Source organism: Noviherbaspirillum malthae (assembly GCF_015352985.1).
Classification (GTDB): domain Bacteria; phylum Pseudomonadota; class Gammaproteobacteria; order Burkholderiales; family Burkholderiaceae_D; genus Noviherbaspirillum; species Noviherbaspirillum malthae.
The window spans coordinates 163,709-182,936 of the sequence record NZ_JACYXF010000005.1 but is presented as its reverse complement, the minus strand read 5'-3'; the positions used below and the strand labels follow the sequence as shown (position 1 = coordinate 182,936).

General features: G+C 63.8%; 20 protein-coding genes. 11 read left to right on the top strand and 9 right to left on the bottom strand.

Features of this window, described 5'->3' with window-relative positions:
* The first annotated feature begins 27 nt into the window (after window positions 1-27).
* The 3 genes from IGW03_RS10480 to IGW03_RS10470 all read left to right on the top strand — a co-directional run bounded on the left by IGW03_RS10480 (window position 28) and on the right by IGW03_RS10470 (window position 2,324).
* A complete protein-coding gene (locus tag IGW03_RS10480; protein WP_194722499.1) occupies window positions 28-465 on the top strand; it encodes a CBS domain-containing protein in 438 nt (145 codons plus the stop codon).
* 108 nt (window positions 466-573) lie between these two features.
* Window positions 574-1,737: an MFS transporter gene (locus IGW03_RS10475; RefSeq protein ID WP_194722498.1), complete on the top strand. Its 1,164-nt coding sequence runs from the start codon at window positions 574-576 to the stop codon at window positions 1,735-1,737.
* Window positions 1,734-2,324, top strand: coding sequence for an MOSC domain-containing protein (locus IGW03_RS10470; RefSeq protein ID WP_194722497.1), 591 nt, complete (start codon window positions 1,734-1,736; stop codon window positions 2,322-2,324). Before IGW03_RS10475 ends, IGW03_RS10470 begins: the two co-directional genes overlap by 4 nt.
* Here the strand turns inward: IGW03_RS10470 and IGW03_RS10465 are convergent.
* Window positions 2,281-3,039, bottom strand: coding sequence for an L-asparaginase (locus IGW03_RS10465; protein ID WP_194722496.1), 759 nt, complete (start codon window positions 3,037-3,039; stop codon window positions 2,281-2,283). The genes IGW03_RS10470 and IGW03_RS10465 overlap by 44 nt on opposite strands.
* Window positions 3,040-3,050: 11 nt before the next feature.
* Here IGW03_RS10465 and IGW03_RS10460 point away from each other — a divergent pair, with 11 nt between their 5' ends.
* The 3 genes from IGW03_RS10460 to IGW03_RS10450 all read left to right on the top strand — a co-directional run bounded on the left by IGW03_RS10460 (window position 3,051) and on the right by IGW03_RS10450 (window position 6,590).
* Window positions 3,051-3,341, top strand: coding sequence for a hypothetical protein (locus tag IGW03_RS10460; protein ID WP_194722495.1), 291 nt, complete (start codon window positions 3,051-3,053; stop codon window positions 3,339-3,341).
* A 103-nt stretch (window positions 3,342-3,444) separates the two neighbouring features.
* The gene (locus tag IGW03_RS10455; RefSeq protein WP_194722494.1) at window positions 3,445-6,063 is read left to right on the top strand and encodes a chemotaxis protein CheW; all 2,619 of its coding nucleotides are present in this window, start codon (window positions 3,445-3,447) and stop codon (window positions 6,061-6,063) included.
* Window positions 6,060-6,590, top strand: coding sequence for a hypothetical protein (locus IGW03_RS10450; protein WP_194722493.1), 531 nt, complete (start codon window positions 6,060-6,062; stop codon window positions 6,588-6,590). Before IGW03_RS10455 ends, IGW03_RS10450 begins: the two co-directional genes overlap by 4 nt.
* 18 nt (window positions 6,591-6,608) lie before the next feature.
* On the opposite strand, the gene IGW03_RS10445 is transcribed toward IGW03_RS10450, so the two are convergent.
* Window positions 6,609-7,523 carry a LysR family transcriptional regulator gene (locus IGW03_RS10445; RefSeq protein ID WP_194722492.1) on the bottom strand — a complete coding sequence of 305 codons (915 nt, stop codon included), beginning with the start codon at window positions 7,521-7,523 and terminating at the stop codon, window positions 6,609-6,611.
* Between the two features lie 112 nt (window positions 7,524-7,635).
* Between IGW03_RS10445 and IGW03_RS10440 the strand changes: the two genes are divergently transcribed.
* Window positions 7,636-8,274, top strand: a complete 639-nt coding sequence (locus IGW03_RS10440) for an NAD(P)-dependent oxidoreductase (protein ID WP_194722491.1) — start codon at window positions 7,636-7,638, stop codon at window positions 8,272-8,274.
* A gap of 42 nt (window positions 8,275-8,316) precedes the next feature.
* Here the strand turns inward: IGW03_RS10440 and IGW03_RS10435 are convergent, their stop codons facing one another.
* Window positions 8,317-9,366, bottom strand: coding sequence for an AbrB family transcriptional regulator (locus IGW03_RS10435; RefSeq protein WP_194722490.1), 1,050 nt, complete (start codon window positions 9,364-9,366; stop codon window positions 8,317-8,319).
* A 130-nt stretch (window positions 9,367-9,496) separates the two neighbouring features.
* Window positions 9,497-10,435 (bottom strand): tripartite tricarboxylate transporter substrate binding protein, encoded by a 939-nt coding sequence (locus IGW03_RS10430; RefSeq protein WP_194722585.1) that lies wholly within the window; start codon window positions 10,433-10,435, stop codon window positions 9,497-9,499.
* Window positions 10,436-10,741: 306 nt separating this feature from the next.
* On the opposite strand from IGW03_RS10430, the gene IGW03_RS10425 reads away from it, so the two are divergent.
* The 4 genes from IGW03_RS10425 (at window position 10,742) to IGW03_RS10410 (ending at window position 14,482) form a co-directional block, all read left to right on the top strand.
* Window positions 10,742-11,428 carry a response regulator gene (locus IGW03_RS10425; protein WP_194722489.1) on the top strand — a complete coding sequence of 229 codons (687 nt, stop codon included), beginning with the start codon at window positions 10,742-10,744 and terminating at the stop codon, window positions 11,426-11,428.
* On the top strand, window positions 11,425-12,852 hold the full coding sequence (locus tag IGW03_RS10420; protein WP_194722488.1) for a sensor histidine kinase: 1,428 nt from the start codon (window positions 11,425-11,427) through the stop codon (window positions 12,850-12,852). The genes IGW03_RS10425 and IGW03_RS10420 overlap by 4 nt, the downstream gene beginning before the upstream one ends.
* Before the next feature lie 183 nt (window positions 12,853-13,035).
* Window positions 13,036-14,010: a CAP domain-containing protein gene (locus IGW03_RS10415; protein WP_194722487.1), complete on the top strand. Its 975-nt coding sequence runs from the start codon at window positions 13,036-13,038 to the stop codon at window positions 14,008-14,010.
* A 250-nt stretch (window positions 14,011-14,260) separates the two neighbouring features.
* Window positions 14,261-14,482 carry a hypothetical protein gene (locus IGW03_RS10410; RefSeq protein WP_194722486.1) on the top strand — a complete coding sequence of 74 codons (222 nt, stop codon included), beginning with the start codon at window positions 14,261-14,263 and terminating at the stop codon, window positions 14,480-14,482.
* A gap of 313 nt (window positions 14,483-14,795) precedes the next feature.
* Here IGW03_RS10410 and mnmE read toward each other — a convergent pair whose 3' ends face one another.
* The 5 genes from mnmE to rpmH form a co-directional block, all read right to left on the bottom strand.
* Window positions 14,796-16,178, bottom strand: coding sequence for a tRNA uridine-5-carboxymethylaminomethyl(34) synthesis GTPase MnmE (mnmE, locus tag IGW03_RS10405; RefSeq protein ID WP_194722485.1), 1,383 nt, complete (start codon window positions 16,176-16,178; stop codon window positions 14,796-14,798).
* Window positions 16,179-16,318: 140 nt separating this feature from the next.
* On the bottom strand, window positions 16,319-17,977 hold the full coding sequence (yidC, locus tag IGW03_RS10400) for a membrane protein insertase YidC (protein ID WP_194722484.1): 1,659 nt from the start codon (window positions 17,975-17,977) through the stop codon (window positions 16,319-16,321).
* 29 nt (window positions 17,978-18,006) lie between these two features.
* Window positions 18,007-18,267 carry a membrane protein insertion efficiency factor YidD gene (gene yidD, locus IGW03_RS10395; RefSeq protein WP_194722483.1) on the bottom strand — a complete coding sequence of 87 codons (261 nt, stop codon included), beginning with the start codon at window positions 18,265-18,267 and terminating at the stop codon, window positions 18,007-18,009.
* On the bottom strand, window positions 18,264-18,602 hold the full coding sequence (gene rnpA, locus IGW03_RS10390) for a ribonuclease P protein component (protein ID WP_438943634.1): 339 nt from the start codon (window positions 18,600-18,602) through the stop codon (window positions 18,264-18,266). The genes yidD and rnpA overlap by 4 nt, the downstream gene beginning before the upstream one ends.
* Window positions 18,603-18,674: 72 nt before the next feature.
* A complete protein-coding gene (gene rpmH, locus IGW03_RS10385) occupies window positions 18,675-18,809 on the bottom strand; it encodes a 50S ribosomal protein L34 (RefSeq protein WP_057289000.1) in 135 nt (44 codons plus the stop codon).
* Window positions 18,810-19,228: the final 419 nt, after the last annotated feature.

Genomic DNA, 19,228 nt, shown 5'->3' with positions numbered 1-19,228 from the left:
CGACACGTTCACGTTCAGGAGATCGCCATGCATTGCGTTGCACAGATTCTCAAGTCCAAGCAGGACAACAAGGTATTCACGATCGCGCCGGATGCCAAGGTGATCGATGCCATCAAGCTGATGGCGGAACGGGGCATCGGCGCACTGCTGGTCATGGAACAGGACAACATCGTCGGCATCGTCACCGAACGCGACTATGCGCGCAAGGTCGTGCTCAAGGGCCGCACCGCCACCGAAACGCCCGTGCGCGACATCATGACCACGTCGGTGATGTATGTGCGTCCGGACACCACCAACGAGCAGTGCATGGCACTGATGACCGAGAACCGCCTGCGCCACCTGCCGGTCATCGACAGCGGCAGGCTGGCCGGCCTGATTTCCATCGGCGATCTGGTGAAGGACATCATTTCGGAACAGCAATTCATCATCGACCAGCTCGAACATTACATCCGCGGCGAGCGCTGAGTTTCACCATCCATCGCCCCGCCGCAATCGCAGCAAGCGATGGCGCGGGGCGCTTCAGCGCGGCCGTGCGCCTTTCGCTACACTGGAGCCTCACTTCGCGGAGTCTCCATGCAATCCAGACTGTGGTCTCTTACCCTCGGCAATTTCGCCATCGGCACCGGCGTCATGGTGGTGCCGGGCATGCTCAACGACCTGAGCGCCGATCTGGGCGTGCCGCCCGCGCGCATCGGCTGGCTGATCTCCGCCTTTGCAATGACCATCTGCATCAGCGGCCCCTTCCTTGCAAGCTGGACCAGCGCCATCGACCGCCGCAAGCTGCTGACGGCATCGCTGCTGCTGTACGCGGCCATGCACTTTGCCGCCGCCTTTGCGCCCGGCTATGACACGCTGCTGGCGGCGCGCATCGTCACTGCCATCGGCGGCGCGATCTTCACAGCGCAGGCCGCCGCCACCGCCGGGCTCATGGTGCCGGCCGACATGCGCGGCAAGGCCATCGGCCTGGTGTTCCTCGGCTGGTCGATCGCGGCCGTGGTCGGCACGCCGATCGGCTCCTACCTCGGCGCGCACATCGGCTGGCGTCCCACGCTGGCCCTGGTCGGCCTGCTGTCGCTGGTCTTCGCCGGCGCGGTGTGGGTGCAGATCCCCGCCAGGCTGTTCGTCGCGCCGATGGACGGCGCCGCATGGAAGGCGCTGTTCGCCGACACGCCGCTGCTGCTGGCCATTTCCGTCACCGCCATCCAGGCGCTCGGCATGTTCAGCATGTTTTCCTACATGGCGCTGGTGCTCAAGGACGGCATCGATGCCACGCCCGCGGTCATCAGCATGATGTTCCTGTGCTTCGGCGTCACCGGCGTGATCGGCAACATCATCGGCGCGCGCGTCATGGACCGCATCGGGCCGATGCGGGTCGGCATCGCCGCCATGGCCTGCATGCTGGCGGCGGTGATGCTATGGCCGCTGTCGCAGGGCTCGCTGGCCGCGGTGACCGTGCTGGTGCTGCTGTGGGGACTGGGCTGCTTCGCCATCAACGGCTCGCAGCAGGCGCGGCTGGTCGCGATGGCGCCCAGGCTCGCCTCCGCCTCGGTGTCGCTGAATTCCTCAGCCATCTATCTCGGCCAGGCGGCTGGCGCCTTCTTCGGCGGCCTGATCATTTCCATGCTGGGCACCGCCGCCCTGCCGTATTTCGCCGCGGCGCCGCTGGCGGCGGCGATCGGCGTGTCCTGCCTCGCCGGCAATCTCGCGCTGCGGCGCGGCGCCATGGAGGCGGCATGAAAGTCCTGAACATCAGCGTCGGCACGGTACGCGATCTCTTCGTTCCTCAATCCGATGCAATGCGCCGCGTCGCCACCGGCATCCACAAGCAGGCGGTCGAAGGACGCGTCGCGGTCGGCAAGCTCGGCCTGGCCGGCGACGAGCAGGCCGATCTCACCGTGCACGGCGGCCTGAACAAGGCGGTGTACGCCTATCCCTCCGAACACTATGCATTCTGGGCGAAGCAGCGCGCCGCCGCGCTCAAGCGCGACGAGCCGCTGGCGCCCGGAACGATGGGCGAAAACCTGACGCTGCAGGGGCTGCTGGAAAGCGATGTCTGGATCGGCGACAGATTGAGGATCGGCAGCACGCTGCTGCAGGTGACCGAACCGCGCCATCCCTGCTACAAGTTCAATGCGAAGATGGGCTTCGGCCATGCCGCGAAAATGATGCTGCAGTCAGGCTACAGCGGCTTCTACCTGCGCGTGCTGGAGACGGGAGAGATTGCCGCCGGCGATGCGGTGGAACTCATCGCCGGCCCGAGGGAGACGTCGATCGTGCAGATCAACGAACGACGCCGGAAGGGGCGTCAGCAGGATTTATTCTGAACGGGGACGTGACCAGCGAGCGTCCGCCGGTCCACAGTTTGGTCCAGCCCGGCGGCCAGGGCAGCGGCGGTCCGGAATAGGCGGGCACGCCGCGCCGCACCGGGATCACCGGCAGGTGATCGGGCACCGGCCCGTCGCGGTAATCCCAGCCCAGCGTATAGGCGTAATTCGGCAGCAGCGCTTCGCATACCGCATCGAACCAGGCAGTGTGATCCTCGTCCAGCTTGAGCGCCTGCGCCAGTCCCTGCGGATCGAAGCGCTCAAACGCAGTAGCGAGTTCCTTGGCGGTGGCGCCCGGCTGGTCGCCCCAGCCCAATACCGGATTGAAGTTGTAATCGGCGCCGGAACCATACCAGCCCTCGCGCCAGGCGCGGTCGATCCAGTTGCGCTGGCCGGTGAACAGGTGCCAGCGCCAGTGCAGGCCGGACGGCTTGGGCCAGCTGTACAGGTAGAGCCGCTGGTAACCGGCGCGGTGCAGTTCGCGCACCATCGCCATCAGCCGCGCATGCGGCATGCGGTCGGGCGCATCGCGCCGGAAGCGGATCGGCTCGCCGTCGGCATGCTGCAGATCGTCATGCGACAGATTCAGATCGAGCGTGCGCACCTCGTCGCCGAAGCGGGCCGCGACCCAGCCGGTCAGCAGATTGACCGAGGTGATGACGCCATAGCCGCGGTGGCGATGGAAAATGACGGTGCCGGGTGCAACAGGTTTCATAGCGAATTCACTTGCAATATAAGTCCAGTGTAACGGGATTCCCAAAACGGGCACAAAAACAGATCGGTTGGTCGCTCTTTATCAAGCACCAATATCGAGCAGGAAATTTGCGGGAACTTTATCGAAGCACCATTTCGGGGCTGCGTTCCGGCTTGCCCCGGAAATTCCGCAGGCCGGCAGCCCTGCTCATGCACTCCTTTACGCTCCTTGGCGTTGCTTTCGGCTCCGTCAACCATGCGGGCCGGGCCGAAACCTTCATTGGAGAGCGCAACGACAGGGAAATTCCCCGGCTGGCCTATTAATTGCAAGATTGTTGCAGCGCACTAATTTGTGTCGCGATGTCGTCGGACCTTCCCTACCCGGGCAGGTCCCGGGCGGTGCAAGAACAATACAAGGACAGCTGCCATGCGTGGATCCACACCCTTACCTGTTGACACCTTTCTTCCGTATATGCGCGACGTGGTGCGCTGCGAGCAGTCGCTGCGCGAGCTCAACCTGATGTGGCGCATGATCGAAGCCTCGGCCAAGATGAACTGCCCGGTCGAAGCCAAGACCATTCTTCCCACCATGGCGGCAACCCGCGCCGGCTTCAACCGCCTCGAACATGAACTGGTGCACAGCTTGGTCAGCGAAAAAGTCGGCAACGTGCTCGACGAGATCGCCACCAAGGCTCAATATGTGATCGATATCGTGGTTCGCAACCTCTTCGAGCGCACCGCCGACGTCGGCTTTCTCGCCACCGACCGCGAACTCTGCGCTTTCGTCGCCGGACTGCACGACAATACCGATGCCATCCGCTACCGCCTGCGCGCCTACCGCAGCAAATACACCGTCTACGATGAAATCCTGCTGCTCGATACCGCCGGCAACGTGCTGGTGCAGATTGACGAAGCTTCCCCCATCGAAGGCAGCACCGATCCGCTGATCGCCGAGACGCTGGCCGCCGACGGCTATGTCGAAACCTTCCGCGCCACCGACCTTCGCCCGCTCAAGAAGGAAGCGCTGGTCTATTCGCGGCGCATGCTGCATCCCGACACCGGCGCGCCGGTCGGCGTGCTGTGCCTGTGCTTTCATTTCGAGGAGGAGATGGCCGGCATCTTCCGCTCGCATCGCGATGCCGACGAGCGCGCCAACATGCTGCTTCTCGACGGCGACAACCGCGTCATCGCCAGCGCCGACGAACTCTGGATCCCCGTCGGCGCCACCGTGCCGGTCAACCGCTCGGCCGAACCGAAGCTGATGATCCATGGCGGCCGCGAATACCTGGTGCGCACCCTGGCCGCCGCCGGCTACCAGGGTTACATGGGGCCGCCCGGCTGGCAGGGCCAAGTGATGATTCCGGTCGATGTCGCCTTCCACGGCGGAGTCTCCAATGCCCTGTCCACGCTGGACCCGGCCATTGCCGAAGGCCTGCTGTCGCATGCGCGCTCCTTCTGCCCGCCGCTGTTCGAGATCATGACCGCCGCCGACACCATCCGCCGCGTGGTCTGGAACGGCCAGGTCATGACCGCCGGCCAGCGCGGCGAACTCTTGAAGCTCAAGACCATCCTCGACCAGATCAGCGAAACCGGCATGCGCAGCAATGAACTGTTTTCGCAGTCCATCCGCGACCTGTACGAAACCGTGCTGGCATCGAGCCTGCGCGACGCGGAATTCGTGTCGCACCTGCTGGTGGATCTGCTCGACCGCAATCTGTACGAACGTTCGGACGACTGCCGCTGGTGGGCATTGACGCCGGAACTGCGCACCGCGCTCGCCGCCGACGAACGGGATACGGAAACGCTGCAGAACCTGGGCGCCATCCTCGATTACATCAACCGCCTCTATACCGTCTATACCCGCATCTTCGTCTACGACCGCGAAGGCCGCATCATCGCCAGCACGCACGAGATGGAAAACGGCGCATCGGTGGTCGGCACCGCCGTCGACGCCGCCGCGCTGTCGAACGTGCTGGCCCTGCGCAGCGAGCAGGATTATTACGTGTCGCCGTTCGAACCCTCGCCGCTGTACGGCGGCCGGCCCACCTACATCTACCATGCGGCCATCCGCGATCCGCACAACGAAAGCACGGTGGTCGGCGGCATCGGCATCGTGTTCGATGCAGAGCCGGAATTTGCGGCGATGCTGCGCGGCGCGCTGGCCGACAAGGCAGGCATGACCGCCCTGTTCGTCGATCGACGGGGCCGCGTGATTTCCAGCACCGATCCCTCGCGCCCGGCCGGCGCGCAGCTCGATCTCAAGCTCGACGTCGATGGCAAACTGCTGGCGCTGGCCAACGGCAGCAGCGCCTCGCGCATTGTCGTGCACGACGGCCATTATGCGATCATAGGCTGCAGCGTCTCCAGCGGCTACCGCGAATTCAAGGTCTCCGACGGCTACAAGGAAGACGTGATCGCCCTGGTCTACGACAGCTTCGGCGAAGTGCGCGAACGCAGCGGGGCGGTCAACCGCGAGGATGCGGTGATCGAGAGCGACGTCACCGCAAGCGGCGGCATCGAATACGCGACCTTCTACATCGACGGCATGCTGTTCGCGATACCGGCGGCGCAGGTGATGGAAGCGCTGCCGGCCTCGGAAGTGTCGCCGGTGTCGATGGGCGGCCGCGCCGAGCGCGTCGGCGTGCTGTCGCTGCAGCGCCATGGCGAGAGCCGGCATTTCGTCTGGGTGTTCGACCTGCGGCACTTGATGCGCGGCGCGCCTGCGCCCATCGAGGCCGGCAGCCAGGTGATCGTCGTCAAGCACAACGGGCAGGACATCGGCCTCCTGGTCGACGAGCTGCACGGCGTGCCGGAATTCCGGCCGTCGCAGATCATTCCGACGCCCTTCGCCATTGCGGCGGAAGGCTTGCTGGTCAAGCAGGTGATCCAGGCCAATGAAGGCCGCCTGCTGGTGCAGGCGCTCGATGTCGCGCAGCTGTTCGCCTGCCTCAAGGATCCCGCCCTGCCGACGGTGCTGAACCTGTCGGATGCAACACTGTTGAACCACATGCAACTTGAACATGAAACACTGGAGAATGCAGCATGAACGCCGCTGACGAATATCTGCTGGGCGACAGCGCCTTGTACGGACGCCTGTGCCTGGTCACCGAACTGCTCGGCCACTTCGTGGCCAGCGCGCCGCGCGCGGTCAGCCTTGAGCAACTGGAAAAACTGAGCGGGCGTCCTGCCAGGGAACTGATCAGACTGTGCAACATCTTCTGCCGCGAACAGGTGCTGCAGCCGCATGCCGGACAGCCGCAGAGCTGGACGCTGGCCTGCGAAACCAGCCAGCTGACGCTGGAAGACGCCTTCCGCTGCGCGATGTCCGAGCAGGCATCGCGCGCGCGGTCGGCGAAGCAGAAAAGCGCCGCCGAGCAGCAGGACGCGGTGCGTCCGGAAATCGGCATGCTGGTGATGCAGGCCACCATGGGCATCAACCAGAGCGTGTTCCAGCACCTGCGGCAGTTTTCCCTGGACCGCCTGAAGGTGACTGCGGCCGGCATGTTCTCCTCACGTCGCTCGTCCGACGACGCCCTGCGCGCATGGCCGCCGGCGCGCTTGTCGTTTTCCTAACGGAGGTGCTTTTGCGGGTCAGCTTTTTCCGAGATAGTCCCGATAGAAGTCGATGAAGGCGCGTACCCGCGCCGGCATGTGCCGCCCCGGCGGCACGACCGCATAAATGCCGCCCTGCGGCAGCGACCACTGCGGCAGCAGCCGCACCAGATAACCTTCGCGCATGCCTTCCTCCGCGCTTTGCTGGGCCAGCACCGACACGCCCGCGCCTTCGCGCAGCAGGGCGCGCAGCGCCGCGGGCGAATTCACCCTGATGCGCGACTTCACCTGCACCGAGCGCGTCTCGCCGGCGCGCGAGGTGAATTTCCAGGTCAGCGGCGTGGGCAGCAGACTGAGCGCCAGCCATTCGCAGCTTGCGAGATCCTCCGGCCGGCGCGGGCGGCCGTGCTGCTCAAGGTATTGCGCCGAGGCCACTACATACTGCGAGAATTCGCCCAGCTTGACCGCGCGCAGCGAGGAGTCGCGCAACCAACCGTAGCGGATCGCGAGATCGATGCCTTCGTCCACCAGGTCGGCCACCATATCGCCGGCGCGCAGGTCGAACTGCAGCGCCGGATGCAGGCGCGCGAACTGCGCCAGGGCCGGGGCCACCGACAGCACCGTCTGGTCGAGCGCCGAGGTGATGCGCAGCATGCCGGTCAGCTGCGCAGGCTGGCCCGATTCCTGGCCGGCCTGGGCGACCGCGTGTTCCAGGCCGTCGAGCAACGGACGGCATTGCGCATGCAGCGCGCGTCCTGCATCGGTGAGGCTGACGCGGCGGGTAGTGCGGTGGAACAGCGTTGCGCCGATCGCCTGTTCCAGCCGGCTGACCTGGATGCTGACCTTGGCCTTGGCCACGCCCAGGCGTTCGGAGGCGGAGGTGAAGCTGCCGCTGTCGACGACCGCGTCGAACACCAGCAGGCTGTTGAGGTCGATCTGTCCGAGCAGTGACATGATGGGGAGATTGATAAGAATGCGATAACAATGAATTATCGTTGCAGCGGTTTATCGAATCAATCGTTTCAGCGATGATGTGTCCACTTCATTCACTTTTGGGGAGATAGACATGAACATCGCATTGATCGGCGCCACCGGCTTCATCGGTTCCGCCCTGCTGAAAGAGGCGCTCGCGCGCGGGCACCAGGTTACCGCGCTGGTGCGCCATCCGGAGAAGCTGCAAGCCGCCGCCAACCTGCGCGCGGTCGCCGCCGACGTGGTCGACCAGGCCAGCCTGGCCGAGCAGCTGGGCGGCCATGAGGCCGTCATCAGCGCCTTCAGCGGCCATGCGCAGGAAGACGTGCTCGGCTATTACGTCAAGGGTTTCCGCGCCATTCTCGGTGCCGCGAAATCGGTGCGCGTGCCGCGCCTGCTGGTGGTCGGCGGCGCCGGCAGCCTGGAAGTCGCGCCCGGCCTGCAGGTGCTCGACACGCCGGATTTTCCGCCGCAGTACAAGGCAACCGCCGAAGGTGCGCGCGAGGCGCTCAAGCTGCTGCGCCAGGAAGAGGAACTGAACTGGACCATGCTGAGCCCGTCGGCCATTATCGCGCCCGGCGAGCGCACCGGCCGCTTCCGCCTCGGCGGCGATCAGCTGCTGGTCGATGCCAACGGCGAGAGCCGCATTTCGGTCGAGGATTACGCGGTGGCGATGATCGATGAACTGGAGCGGCCCGGCCATGCGCGCCGTCGCTTCACCGTCGGTTACTGAGCCGGCAGCGGCGAATAGGGGAGCGGCGCCGCACCGCTCCCTTTAATTTCTGCCGCGCTGCAGATACTGCCCGAGGCGAAACAGCGGGCCGATCATCATGACCAGCGACGCCAGCCGCGTCACATGGAAGGCGGTCACGATCGGCACGCCAAGCTGCAGCGTCTTCGCCGTCAGGCTCATTTCCGCAATGCCGCCCGGCGAAGTGGCGAGGATCGCGGTCGCGGGATGAATGCCGCTCACCGACGCCAGTCCGAAGGCAAACGACGCCGCAATGGCCAGCGCCACCAGCGTGCACAAGGCCACGCTGGCCAGATAGCGCGGCGCGGTATGCAGGAATTCCGGCGTGAAGCGGGTGCCCAGCGAAATGCCGATGAACAGCTGGCCCAGGTGCACCATCCATTCCGGCAGCGCCGACAGGTTGATGCCGGAGGCAGTCAGCGCGATCGCCACCGCCATCGGTCCCAGCACCCAGGAGTTCGGCGAGTTCAGGCGCTTGAACAGCAGCGCCCCGGCCGAGGTCAGGACGATCAATGCCAGCAGGCCGCCATAGTGAACCACCCGCGCACCCGGAATGAACACGTCCAGGCCATGCACGTCGGCGAACTTGAACAGGAAGGGGATGAGGATCACCACCATCATGATGCGCAGGCTGTGCGAGGCGGCGACGCGGTCGACCTGCGCGCCGTGGCGTTCGCCCTGGCTGGCCATTTCCGAGGCGCCGCCGACGGCCATCGCGAAGAAGGCGGTGGTGCGGTCGACGCCCGAGAGCTTGTGCAGCAGCCAGGCGCAGACTGCGCCGAGCAGCAGCGCAAACGCCACGCCGGCGGCGATATAGCCGATATAGGACACCAGCACCTTCACCACCGCGGGCGTGAAGTACAGGCCGAGCGCCGTGCCGATGGCCCACTGCCCGCCCTCGCGCACCTGCACCGGGGCCTTCAGCCGCAGGCCGGCCATGCAGGCTATCGCCGTACTGCAGAGCGGGCCGATCATCCAGGGCAGCGGCGTGCGCAGCCAGACGCAGAGGCCTGCCGCGATCAATCCGATGCCGAGCGCGAGAAGAAAGGGTTGTTGCCTGTTCAGAAATGCCATGGTGTGATGCTTGGTTTCTTGCCTTGATGAGTTGGATGCGAATGACGCCTGCCGCGTGGACTCCGGTACGCGGCGGCACGGGAAGAATGGCGGGTTGATGCCGATGAAATGCTTGCCGGTCTGCTATCCGTTATCTCGACAGCCCCAGTTCCTTTGCCTGCCTTCCATAGTCGTCGACGGTCTTGCGGACGTAGGAAGTCAGCGCATCGCCGGTGAGCGCGAAGGGATACAGGCCGTGCGCCGCCCGCAGCGCATCGAATCCCGGATCCGTCATCATCCTGTCGAAGGCGCTCACCCACTTGCGGTAGTGCTCGTCGGAGACGCCCGGCCCCATGTAGAAGCCGCGCACGATCGGCCAGGTCACGTCGTAGCCCTGCTCGCGCGCCGTCGGCACATTGGACAGCACGCCCGGAAGGCGCTGGTCGCTCATGACCGCCAGCACCCGGATATTGCCGTTGGCGGCGTACAGCGCCGCCTCCGAGGCATCGCCCGACACCGCTTCCACATACCCGGCCAGCAGCGCGGTGATGGATTCCCCTCCGCCCTCGAAGGCCACGAAGCGCAGCTTCTTGGGAGAGATGCCTGCCTGTCTGGCGATGATGGACACCTTTAGCCAGTCCTGGCTGCCGACCGTGCCGCCGGCGCCGATCGAGATTTTACCGGCATTGCGCTTGAGCGCATCGAGCAGGTCGGCCAGGGTCTTGTAGGGCGAATCGCTGCGCACCGCGATCATGCCGTAGTCGGCGCCGAGCGCCGCCACCCAGCGCACATCCGCCGCCGAGGCGTTGCCGTATTTGCCCTGCGCGAGGTTGAGGAGCGAACCGCCGGAAAACACGATCAGCGTGTCGGATTCCGCTCGCCGCTGCGTCAGGATGGAGTTCCAGGCCACCGCGCCGATGCCGCCGGGCAAATAATTGATGTGCAAGGCCGGATCGACTCCGGTTGCCGCGGACACCGCGTTCAAGCCCTTGCGCGCCAGCTTGCAGGTCAGGTCCATGCCGCCGCCGGGCTTGGCCGGGACGATGCACTCCGGTCCGCGCGCCGCCGCCGGCAGGGCAAATGCCGCCATGGCCAGCCATGCCGCCGCGAACAATGCCTTTCCCGCATGCTTCCCTTTCACTTCGCCTCCTGTGCCTGCAGCCTGGCTGTTAATGATGCCCATGATTATCCCGCATCGCGTGCAGGCACGCTTTTGCAATGCGCTTGAAATGCGTATCATGAGCGGCCTGTAAGGCAGCGCCGCATGCCGCCGCTGTTGCAGCAACCGGGGCAACATATAGCCGCCGCAGCTTTCATTCGGCTTTCAATTTGCTTTCAGCCGGCTGCGCGGATACTGCATCCGGCGCGAATTTCATTCCTCAATCGAGACACCACCATGCGAATTCTCCTGGTCGAAGATCATGCCGAACTGTCGCGCTGGATCAGCAAGGCGCTGCAGGATGCGCGGCTCACGGTCGAATGCGCGATGGACGGCGCCGATGCCGATGCGCTGCTGCACACCCAGGAATATGCGCTGGTCATCCTCGACCTGACGCTGCCGCGCATGGACGGGCTCGAGGTGCTCAAGCGGCTGCGCGCGCGCGGCAGCAAGACGCCGGTGCTGGTGCTGACCGCGCGCGGCGGGCTCAGCGAACGCGTGCAGGGGCTCAACCTCGGCGCCGACGACTACCTCCCCAAGCCCTTTGAACTGGCCGAGCTGGAAGCCCGGGTCAAGGCCCTGCTGCGGCGCTCTCAGGGCAACGAAGCCGTCACCCTGACCTGCGGCGCACTCTCCTTCGATACGGTGTCGCGCATGTTTACCTACGGCGGCGCGCCGCTGGCCCTGACGCCGCGCGAGCATGCGGTACTCGAAGTCCTGCTGACCCGCGCCGGCCGCGCCGTGTCGAAAGAGAAACTGTTCGATGAAGTGTTCGCGCTCGACGACGACGCCAGCACCGATGCCATCGAAATCTACGTGCACCGGCTGCGCAAGAAGCTCGAGCGCAGCGACGGCGAAGCCGGCCGCGTCGCCATCACCACGCTGCGCGGCCTGGGGTATCTGCTGGAAGAAAAGCTGCAATGACGGAACCGGCCGAACGGGCTCCGCTGGGCAGCCTGCGTTCGCAGCTGCTGCGCTGGCTGCTGATTCCGCTGGCGGCGCTGGTCATGATCGACGCGGTTTCCGTCTACAACAATGCGCTGGAGGCGGCCGACCAGGCCTACGACCGCTCGCTGCTGGCATCGACCCGGGCCCTCGCCGAACGGGTCACCATCGCCGGCGGCCGGGTGGTGGCCGACGTGCCTTACGTCGCGCTCGACAGTTTCGAAACCGATACGCTGGGACGCATCTACTACCGGGTCACCGGCGTCAAGGGCGAGCATGTGTCCGGCTACGAGGACCTGCCTCCGCTGCCCAGGAATGCGGCGCGCTCCGATGCCTATCCGGCGCTGGTGTATTTCTATCACGCCACCTACCGCAAGGAGCCGGTCCGCATCGCCGCCCTGTACCAGCCGGTGTACGACGATTCGATGCGCGGCATCGCGCTGATCCAGGTCGGGGAAACGCTGGAAGGCCGGCATGAACTGTCGCGCAAGATCCTGCTCGACACCCTGGCGCGCCAAGCCCTGCTGGTGCTCGCGGCGGCGCTATTGGCATGGTTTGCGGTGCGCTTCGTGCTGCGCCCGCTGATGCAGCTGACCGCCGACGTGGAAGCGCGCTCGCCGACCGACCTGTCCAATTTCGATCCCGACCTTGTCCACCGCGAAGTACGTCCCCTGGTGGCCGCGATGAACGGCTACATGGCCCGCCTGCAGACCCTCATTTCCGGCCAGAGGCGCTTCATTGCCGATGCCTCGCACCAGCTGCGCACGCCGCTGACCGTGCTCAAGACCCAGGCCGAACTGGCGCTGCGGGCCGACGATCCGAAGGCCATGCGCGAGATCGTCGAAAGCATTGCCCGCACCACCGATGCCACGGTGCATCTGGCCAACCGGCTGCTGACGCTGGCGCGCGCCGAGCATGGCGCCGCGGTCGCCGACCTGCAGCCGGTCTCGCTGGTGGAAACCGCTCGCCAGGTCGGCCTCGACCTGGCGCTGCAGGCGGTGCGCAAGGACATCGATCTCGAATTCGACACTGATGGCGAGGAAGACGTTACGGTGCAGGCCAATCCGCTGCTGCTGCATGAGCTCATCTCCAACCTGGTCGACAATGCCCTCCGCTACACGCCCGCCGGCGGCAGAGTCAGCCTGCGCGTATGCAACGACGATGGCGGCTTGCTGGAAATCGAAGACAACGGCCCGGGCATTGCTCCGCCGGAGCGCGACAAGGTGTTCGCGCCGTTCTACCGCGCGGCGGCCTCGCAGGCCGCCAATGCCGACGGCAGCGGCCTCGGCCTGACCATCGTGCGGGATATTGCCGCCATGCACAAGGCGGATATCGTACTGTCGGAAGGCAGCCGGGGCGCCGGCCTGAAGGTCAGCGTCCGCTTCCCGGTTTTCGTAGTTTGAACAAGGTTTGCGTATGGCATAAATCAACGCGGACGGGCCGACTCTCCACTAAGGTGGGAAGCTGTGCCCATGCTGCCGGCGATTTGCAGGCAAGCTGCAACCGAATGTAAAACCGACCGTCTAACCCGGGTTTTATCTTTACGGTATGCCGGTCAGGCCTACCCATTTTGCAAAGGAATTCTCATGGGGCGAACACAACGCTCGATCATCCCCCTCTTTCTCGCGTCGCTGATCCTGACCGCCTGCGGCGGCGGCAGCGACGGAAACAACAGCGTCACCACTTCCGCCAATGCAGATGCCTCGATCTCTCCGCAGGACACCGGCGTTCCGCAGGCTACCGGCAACACGGCAACCGATGGTTTGAACTGGTTCAACTTCCGCCGCCGCCAGCTCGGCATCCAGGCGGTCAATCGCAATACCGTCATCGATACGGCGGCGCTCGGACATTCGGTCTATCAGCGCGACAATGACACGATCACCCATGAGCAAACCGCGGGCAAGCCGTCGTTCACCGGCCGCACCGCCGGCGACCGGCTGCGCGCAGCCGGCTATGCGATTCCTGCCAGCGGCTTTGCCTACGGCGAGGTGATCTCGGCCACTACCGATACCTCCGGCTTCAATGCCGCCGAAGACTTGATCGCGGCGATCTACCACCGCTTCGTGATTTTCGAGCCGATGTTCAAGGAAGCAGGCGCCGGGTCCGCCGCCCGTTCGGGAGGACTGACCTACTTCACCACCAATTTCACCGCAATCGGTCTGAACAGCGGACTGGCCCAGGGCAATGTGGTGCATTATCCGGTTGCCAACCAGACCCGCGTGCCGCGCAATTTCTTCAGCGACAATGAATCGCCGGACCCGGTTCCGAACGCCAATGAAGTTGGCTACCCGGTGAGCGTGCATGCCAATATCACCGACCGCCTCGAAGTGCAGACCTTCACCATCACGCCGCGCGGCGGCAACGCGCTGCCGGTCCGTCTGCTGAGAAAGGCGGACGATGCCCAGACGCCCGAATCGGCCGTTGCCATCATCCCCCTGTCGCCGCTGGCTCAAAACACTGCCTATGACGTGCGCTTCGTCGGCAGGCTGTCGGGCGTCGGCAGCAACAATGCACCATGGTCAAGCAATATCGACCGCAGCTGGACCTTCACGACGCAGTAAGCTGCGCAAGGTTTGCATTCTTGAAAACGGCACCCGTTCCGGGTGCCGTTTTTGTTTTGGCCACGCCGGCCGCCGCAGGCCCACTATTCACATTTCCTGTGCCCAATCCTGTGGATAAGCTTGGGTCAACTAAGTTAGTTCCTTGTTTAGAAAGGATTTTTTCACCATGGTCAAAATGGGAGCAAGCGAGAACATCTGGCTTTTCGCATAGTCCTACTTCGACTTGAGGACTTGAACAAAGGAGAACGCCATGGCAGCAGTGAAATACACCAAGGCAGACTGGGTTGCGCAAGCCGACATTCAGGAGCTGGCCAACGGCCAGTTCCAGGGAGTGGTATTGGTTAGCCATGAAAACGGCAAGTCGAGTGAAGAGGCACGTCATACCGTCGCCGCCCCTTCCGACAGCCCGGAACAGGCGCTCGAGCAGGCCACCGCGCTGGCCCATCGGCTTCTTGCAGATGTAAAGGCATGAACTTTACTTATCGGCTTCTTCATGCCGGCTTGTTCACAATTTCCGTGGACAAGAATGTGGATAAGTGGAAATGAATTTCCGTAAGCCAATGATTTTTCAGGAAAATTCCGTCTTGATCAAAATCAAGGCTGCAGGAATGGCTTTTGCGTCCCATGCCAGCAAACGATCACAAGGAGTGCACCATGTTGGATATCGCTATTGCGTTCGGCAGTTATCTGGTCCTGATCGGCACCACCCTGGCGATGCGCCGCTCGCTGCGTCTTCGTGAAGCACGCAGCGGCGAACGACCGCGCCGGCGATGATCAGGTAATTACTACTTTCCAATACAGAACCGGCTGAAAATCACGCCCAGCAAATCGTCGGAGGTGAATTCCCCGGTGATGCTGTTGAGCCGCTCCTGGGCAATCCGCAATTCCTCGGCCAGCAGGTCCAGCGCCTGGTCGCTGGTCTGTTCGCCTTGCGCGACGTATTCGGCGGCCAGGTCGAGGTGATCGCGCGCCGCCCTCAGCGCGAGCAGATGCCGTTCGCGCGCGAGGAAACGCGATTCTCCGGTCTGCTGCCAGCCCGCCACGCGCAGCAGTTCGGCGCGCAGCAGGTCGATGCCGAGGCGCTCGGCGGCCGACAGATAGATGTGCGTGGCATCGCTCATGCGGTCAACCGCCGGCTTGTGGCCGGACAGGTCGATCTTGTTCCAGATGCGCAGCACCGGCACGTTGGGCGGGAAGCGGCCGACGATCTCTTCGTCGGCCCGCGTCGGCCCCCGGCTGGCATCGAGCAGATGCACGATCACGTCGGCCTTGTGCACTTCGCCCCAGGTGCGCTCGATGCCGATGCGCTCGACTTCGTCGCCCGCGTCGCGGATGCCGGCGGTATCGATGATGTTGAGAGGAATGCCCTCCATCTGGATGGTTTCCGTCACCTTGTCGCGCGTGGTGCCGGCAATCGGCGTCACGATCGCCACATCGGCGCCGGCCAAGGCATTGAGCAATGAAGACTTGCCCACGTTCGGCTGGCCGGCCAGCACTACGTTGAGGCCGTCGCGCAGCAGCGCGCCCTGCGAGGCATTCTCGAAGATGTCCGCCAGCGTGGCCCGGATGCGTTCCAGCTGGCCGCGCGCATCCGACTTCTCCAGGAAGTCGATTTCTTCTTCCGGAAAATCGAGCGTGGCCTCGACCAGCATGCGCAGGTGAATGACCTTGTCGACCAGGTCATGGATGGCCTTGGAGAACGCACCCGACAGCGATTCGGAAGCCGACTTCGCGGCGGCTTCGGTGGACGCCTCGATCAGGTCCGCCACCGCTTCCGCCTGGGCCAGGTCCAGCTTGTTGTTGAGGAAGGCGCGATGCGTGAATTCGCCCGGCTGCGCCAGCCGCAAATCGATATCGGCGCCCGCCTCCAGGCAGCGCGCCAGCAGCATCTGCATCACCACCGGGCCGCCGTGGCCCTGCAGCTCGAGCACATCCTCGCCGGTATACGAATGCGGCGCCTTGAAATACAGCGCAATGCCCTGGTCGATCACGCTGCCGTCGGCATTGCGGAAAGGCAGGTAGGTGGCATGGCGCGGCTGCAGTTCCTTGGTGCCGCAGACTGCCGACATGACGGCGCTCAGGTTTTTTCCGGAAACGCGCACCACGCCGATGCCGCCCCGCCCGGGTGCGGTGGCAATGGCAGCGATAGGGGAAGAATCGTAATTCATGGACTGATTGTAGTTTTCGAAGTTTGCAGCCTGCAACTGCCGGCCTGCGGCACGATGCCGATTTGCCACAAGGACAAAACGGCTCGCAACAAATAAAAAAGCCCGTGCGGCGCACGGGCTTTTGTCGGCGGCTGAACCGATTATGCCGGTTTGGCGCTTTCGATGTTCTTGGTAATCACCCACTGCTGCGCGATCGACAGCACGTTGTTCACCACCCAGTACAGGACCAGGCCAGCCGGGAAGAAGAAGAACATGACCGAGAACACGATGGGCATGAACATCATCACCTTGGCCTGGATCGGATCCGGCGGCGTCGGATTGAGCTTGGTCTGGATGAACATCGAGACCGCCATCAGCACCGGCAGGATGTACCACGGGTCAGGTGCGGCCAGATCGTGAATCCAGCCCAGCCACGGCGCGTTGCGCATTTCCACCGATGCCAGCAGCACCCAGTAGAGCGCGATGAAGACCGGGATCTGCACCACGATCGGCAGGCAGCCGCCCAGCGGATTGATCTTCTCTGTGCGGTAGAGCTCCATCATGGCCTGGTTCATCTTGGCCGGATCGGACTTGAAGCGCTCGCGGATCGACTGCATTTTCGGCGTCACGGTCTTCATCTTGGCCATGCTGCGGTAGCTGGCCGCCGACAGCGGGAAGAAGGCCAGCTTGATCAGCACGGTCAGCGCGATGATGGTCCAGCCCCAGTTGCCGAGGACCTTGTGGATCTGCACCATCAGCCAGAAGATCGGCTTGGCGATGATGGTGAGAACGCCGTAATCCTTGACCAGGTCCAGGCCCGGCGCCAGCTTTTCCAGCGTGTCAGATTCCTGCGGACCCGAATACAGGCGCGAGTCGAGCGCTGCGGTAGCGCCGGGAGCCACCGTGCCGACCGGCAGGATGGTGCCCGTCGAGAACAGGTTGTCGCCGATTTTCTTGGTATAGATTTCACGCGCCACGTTTTGCGGCGGCAGGATCGCGGTCACGAAATAATGCTGAACCAGCGCCACCCAGCCGTCGTTTGCCTTGCTGGCATGCTTGGCCTTGCCCGCCGCGACGTCGTCGAAGGTCATTTTCTGGAATTTTTCCGCGTCGGTATAGACCACCGGACCGGTAAAGGTGCTGTAGAAGTGTGACTCGCCTTCCAGCTTGTTGCCGTCGCGGACCAGCTGCAGATAGAGCGACGGATTGATCGGCGCGCCGCTGTTGTTGACCACTTCATGCCGTGTGCCGATGGTGTAGTCGCCGCGCTTGAAGGTCAGTGTCTTGACCAGCTTGACGCCGCCCTGCTCCGCTTCCAGCACCAGCTGCACCGTGTCGCTGCCGTCAAGCGTGCGCGGGCCGGGGCGGGCGGTAAAGACCGATTTGTGATTCGGGAAATCGCCGCCGATCAGGCCGGTCTGGCCGAGATAGGTGTGCTTTCCGCCGGTCTCGAACAGCACCATGTTCCTGGTCGGATCCACCGCATCCTTGTGCTTGAGCAGTTCCAGGCGCTTGATTTCGCCGCCCAGGGTATCGACATCCACCTTCACGACATCGGTCGTGATGGTGATGATTTCACTCTTCGCGGCAGGCGCGCCGGAGGGAACGGCCGCTGCGGTGGCGCCCGGCGCGGCGTTTGCGCTGGCCTGCGGCACGTCACCCTTGGCCGGGCTGCCGCCCGCTGCCGCCGGCGCGGCCGCTTGTTGGGTAGCGCTCGGGAAGAACATCGAGGGCTTGCCGTTGTAGCGCATCCAGTTGTCCCATAACAGCAGCAGGGACAACGAGAACACAACCCACAGGACGGTACGTTGGATATCCATAAATATAGTCAGTCAGTGGTCAGGAAAATTCAGTGGTGATGGCAGCCGCAGCCTTCGTCTTTCGATGCATCCGTCTTCTTTCTCGGCACCGGGTCGAATCCTCCGGGATGCCATGGATGGCATTTGCACAAGCGCTTTGCCGTCAGCAGGCTGCCCGCCGCCGCGCCATGCTCGCGAATGGCTTCGGTCGCATATTCGGAACAGCTCGGATGAAAACGGCATTTCGGCCCGAGGAACGGGCTGATGCCCAGCTTGTACGCGCGCAATAGTAGCAGCAAAAGCGATTTCATTTCCGTGCCCGCGTCTGTGAATTCAGCAGCTGCGCCAGTTCGGCGCGCAGCAGGGCTTTCAGGCCGGGCGTGGTGGCCGGTCCGGCCTTCGAGTTGACGGGCTTGGAAAGACGGACGATGCAGTCGATCGTCGGCAATTCGGCTTGGCGGAACAGTTCGCGCGTGACGCGCTTGATGGTGTTGCGAGTGACCGCGCGCGGCGCAAAGCGCTTGGCAGCGACAATGCCGAGCCGGGCATGGCTCAACTGGTTGCTGCGCGCGTAGAGGACGAAATGCGCGGTCCGATAGACGGGCCGCAAACGAAAAACGGATGAAAAATCATCCGTTTTAACGATTCGCCGATCGCGTGCGTAGCTGTGTGAACGAGGTTCACTCACGGCCGGCAGCGTCGGTTGGGTCGATGTGGCTTAGACGGCCAGGCGCTTGCGGCCCTTGGCGCGACGAGCGTTGAGGACAGCGCGGCCACCGCGGGTTGCCATGCGTGCGCGGAAGCCATGGGTGCGCTTGCGGCGGACGACGGAAGGTTGGTAAGTACGTTTCATGTTGGTCTCGCTATTCAGCAAAAATGGGTGGAATCATCAGCGGCCCATTCTTGTTTTGTGCGCAACACACACAAAACGCAACAGGCAGTGAACCCGCAATTAGACACTGTTTTGCGTTTCCCTGTCAATTATTTAGGCACGCCGGAATGGCGAAGCGCCGCGCCGGCATTGCCATGATGGCACTGCCGGGACCGGCTGTGTATTTCCTTGCATGAAATAAGCACAATCGTGCGGATTGGCGTGCGCATGCCGAAAATACGGTCGATGGCAAGCAATTTATTGTGTAGGAAAAATGACGCAGCCTGTGGATAACTCAGGTTCCCGAAGGTAGAATAGCTCTCCCATGTGGACAGCTTCAGACCCCGGAAGGCTTATTTTCCTGGCAAAGCGGGTTTGGCCGGACGCAGGCCAAGTTCGTT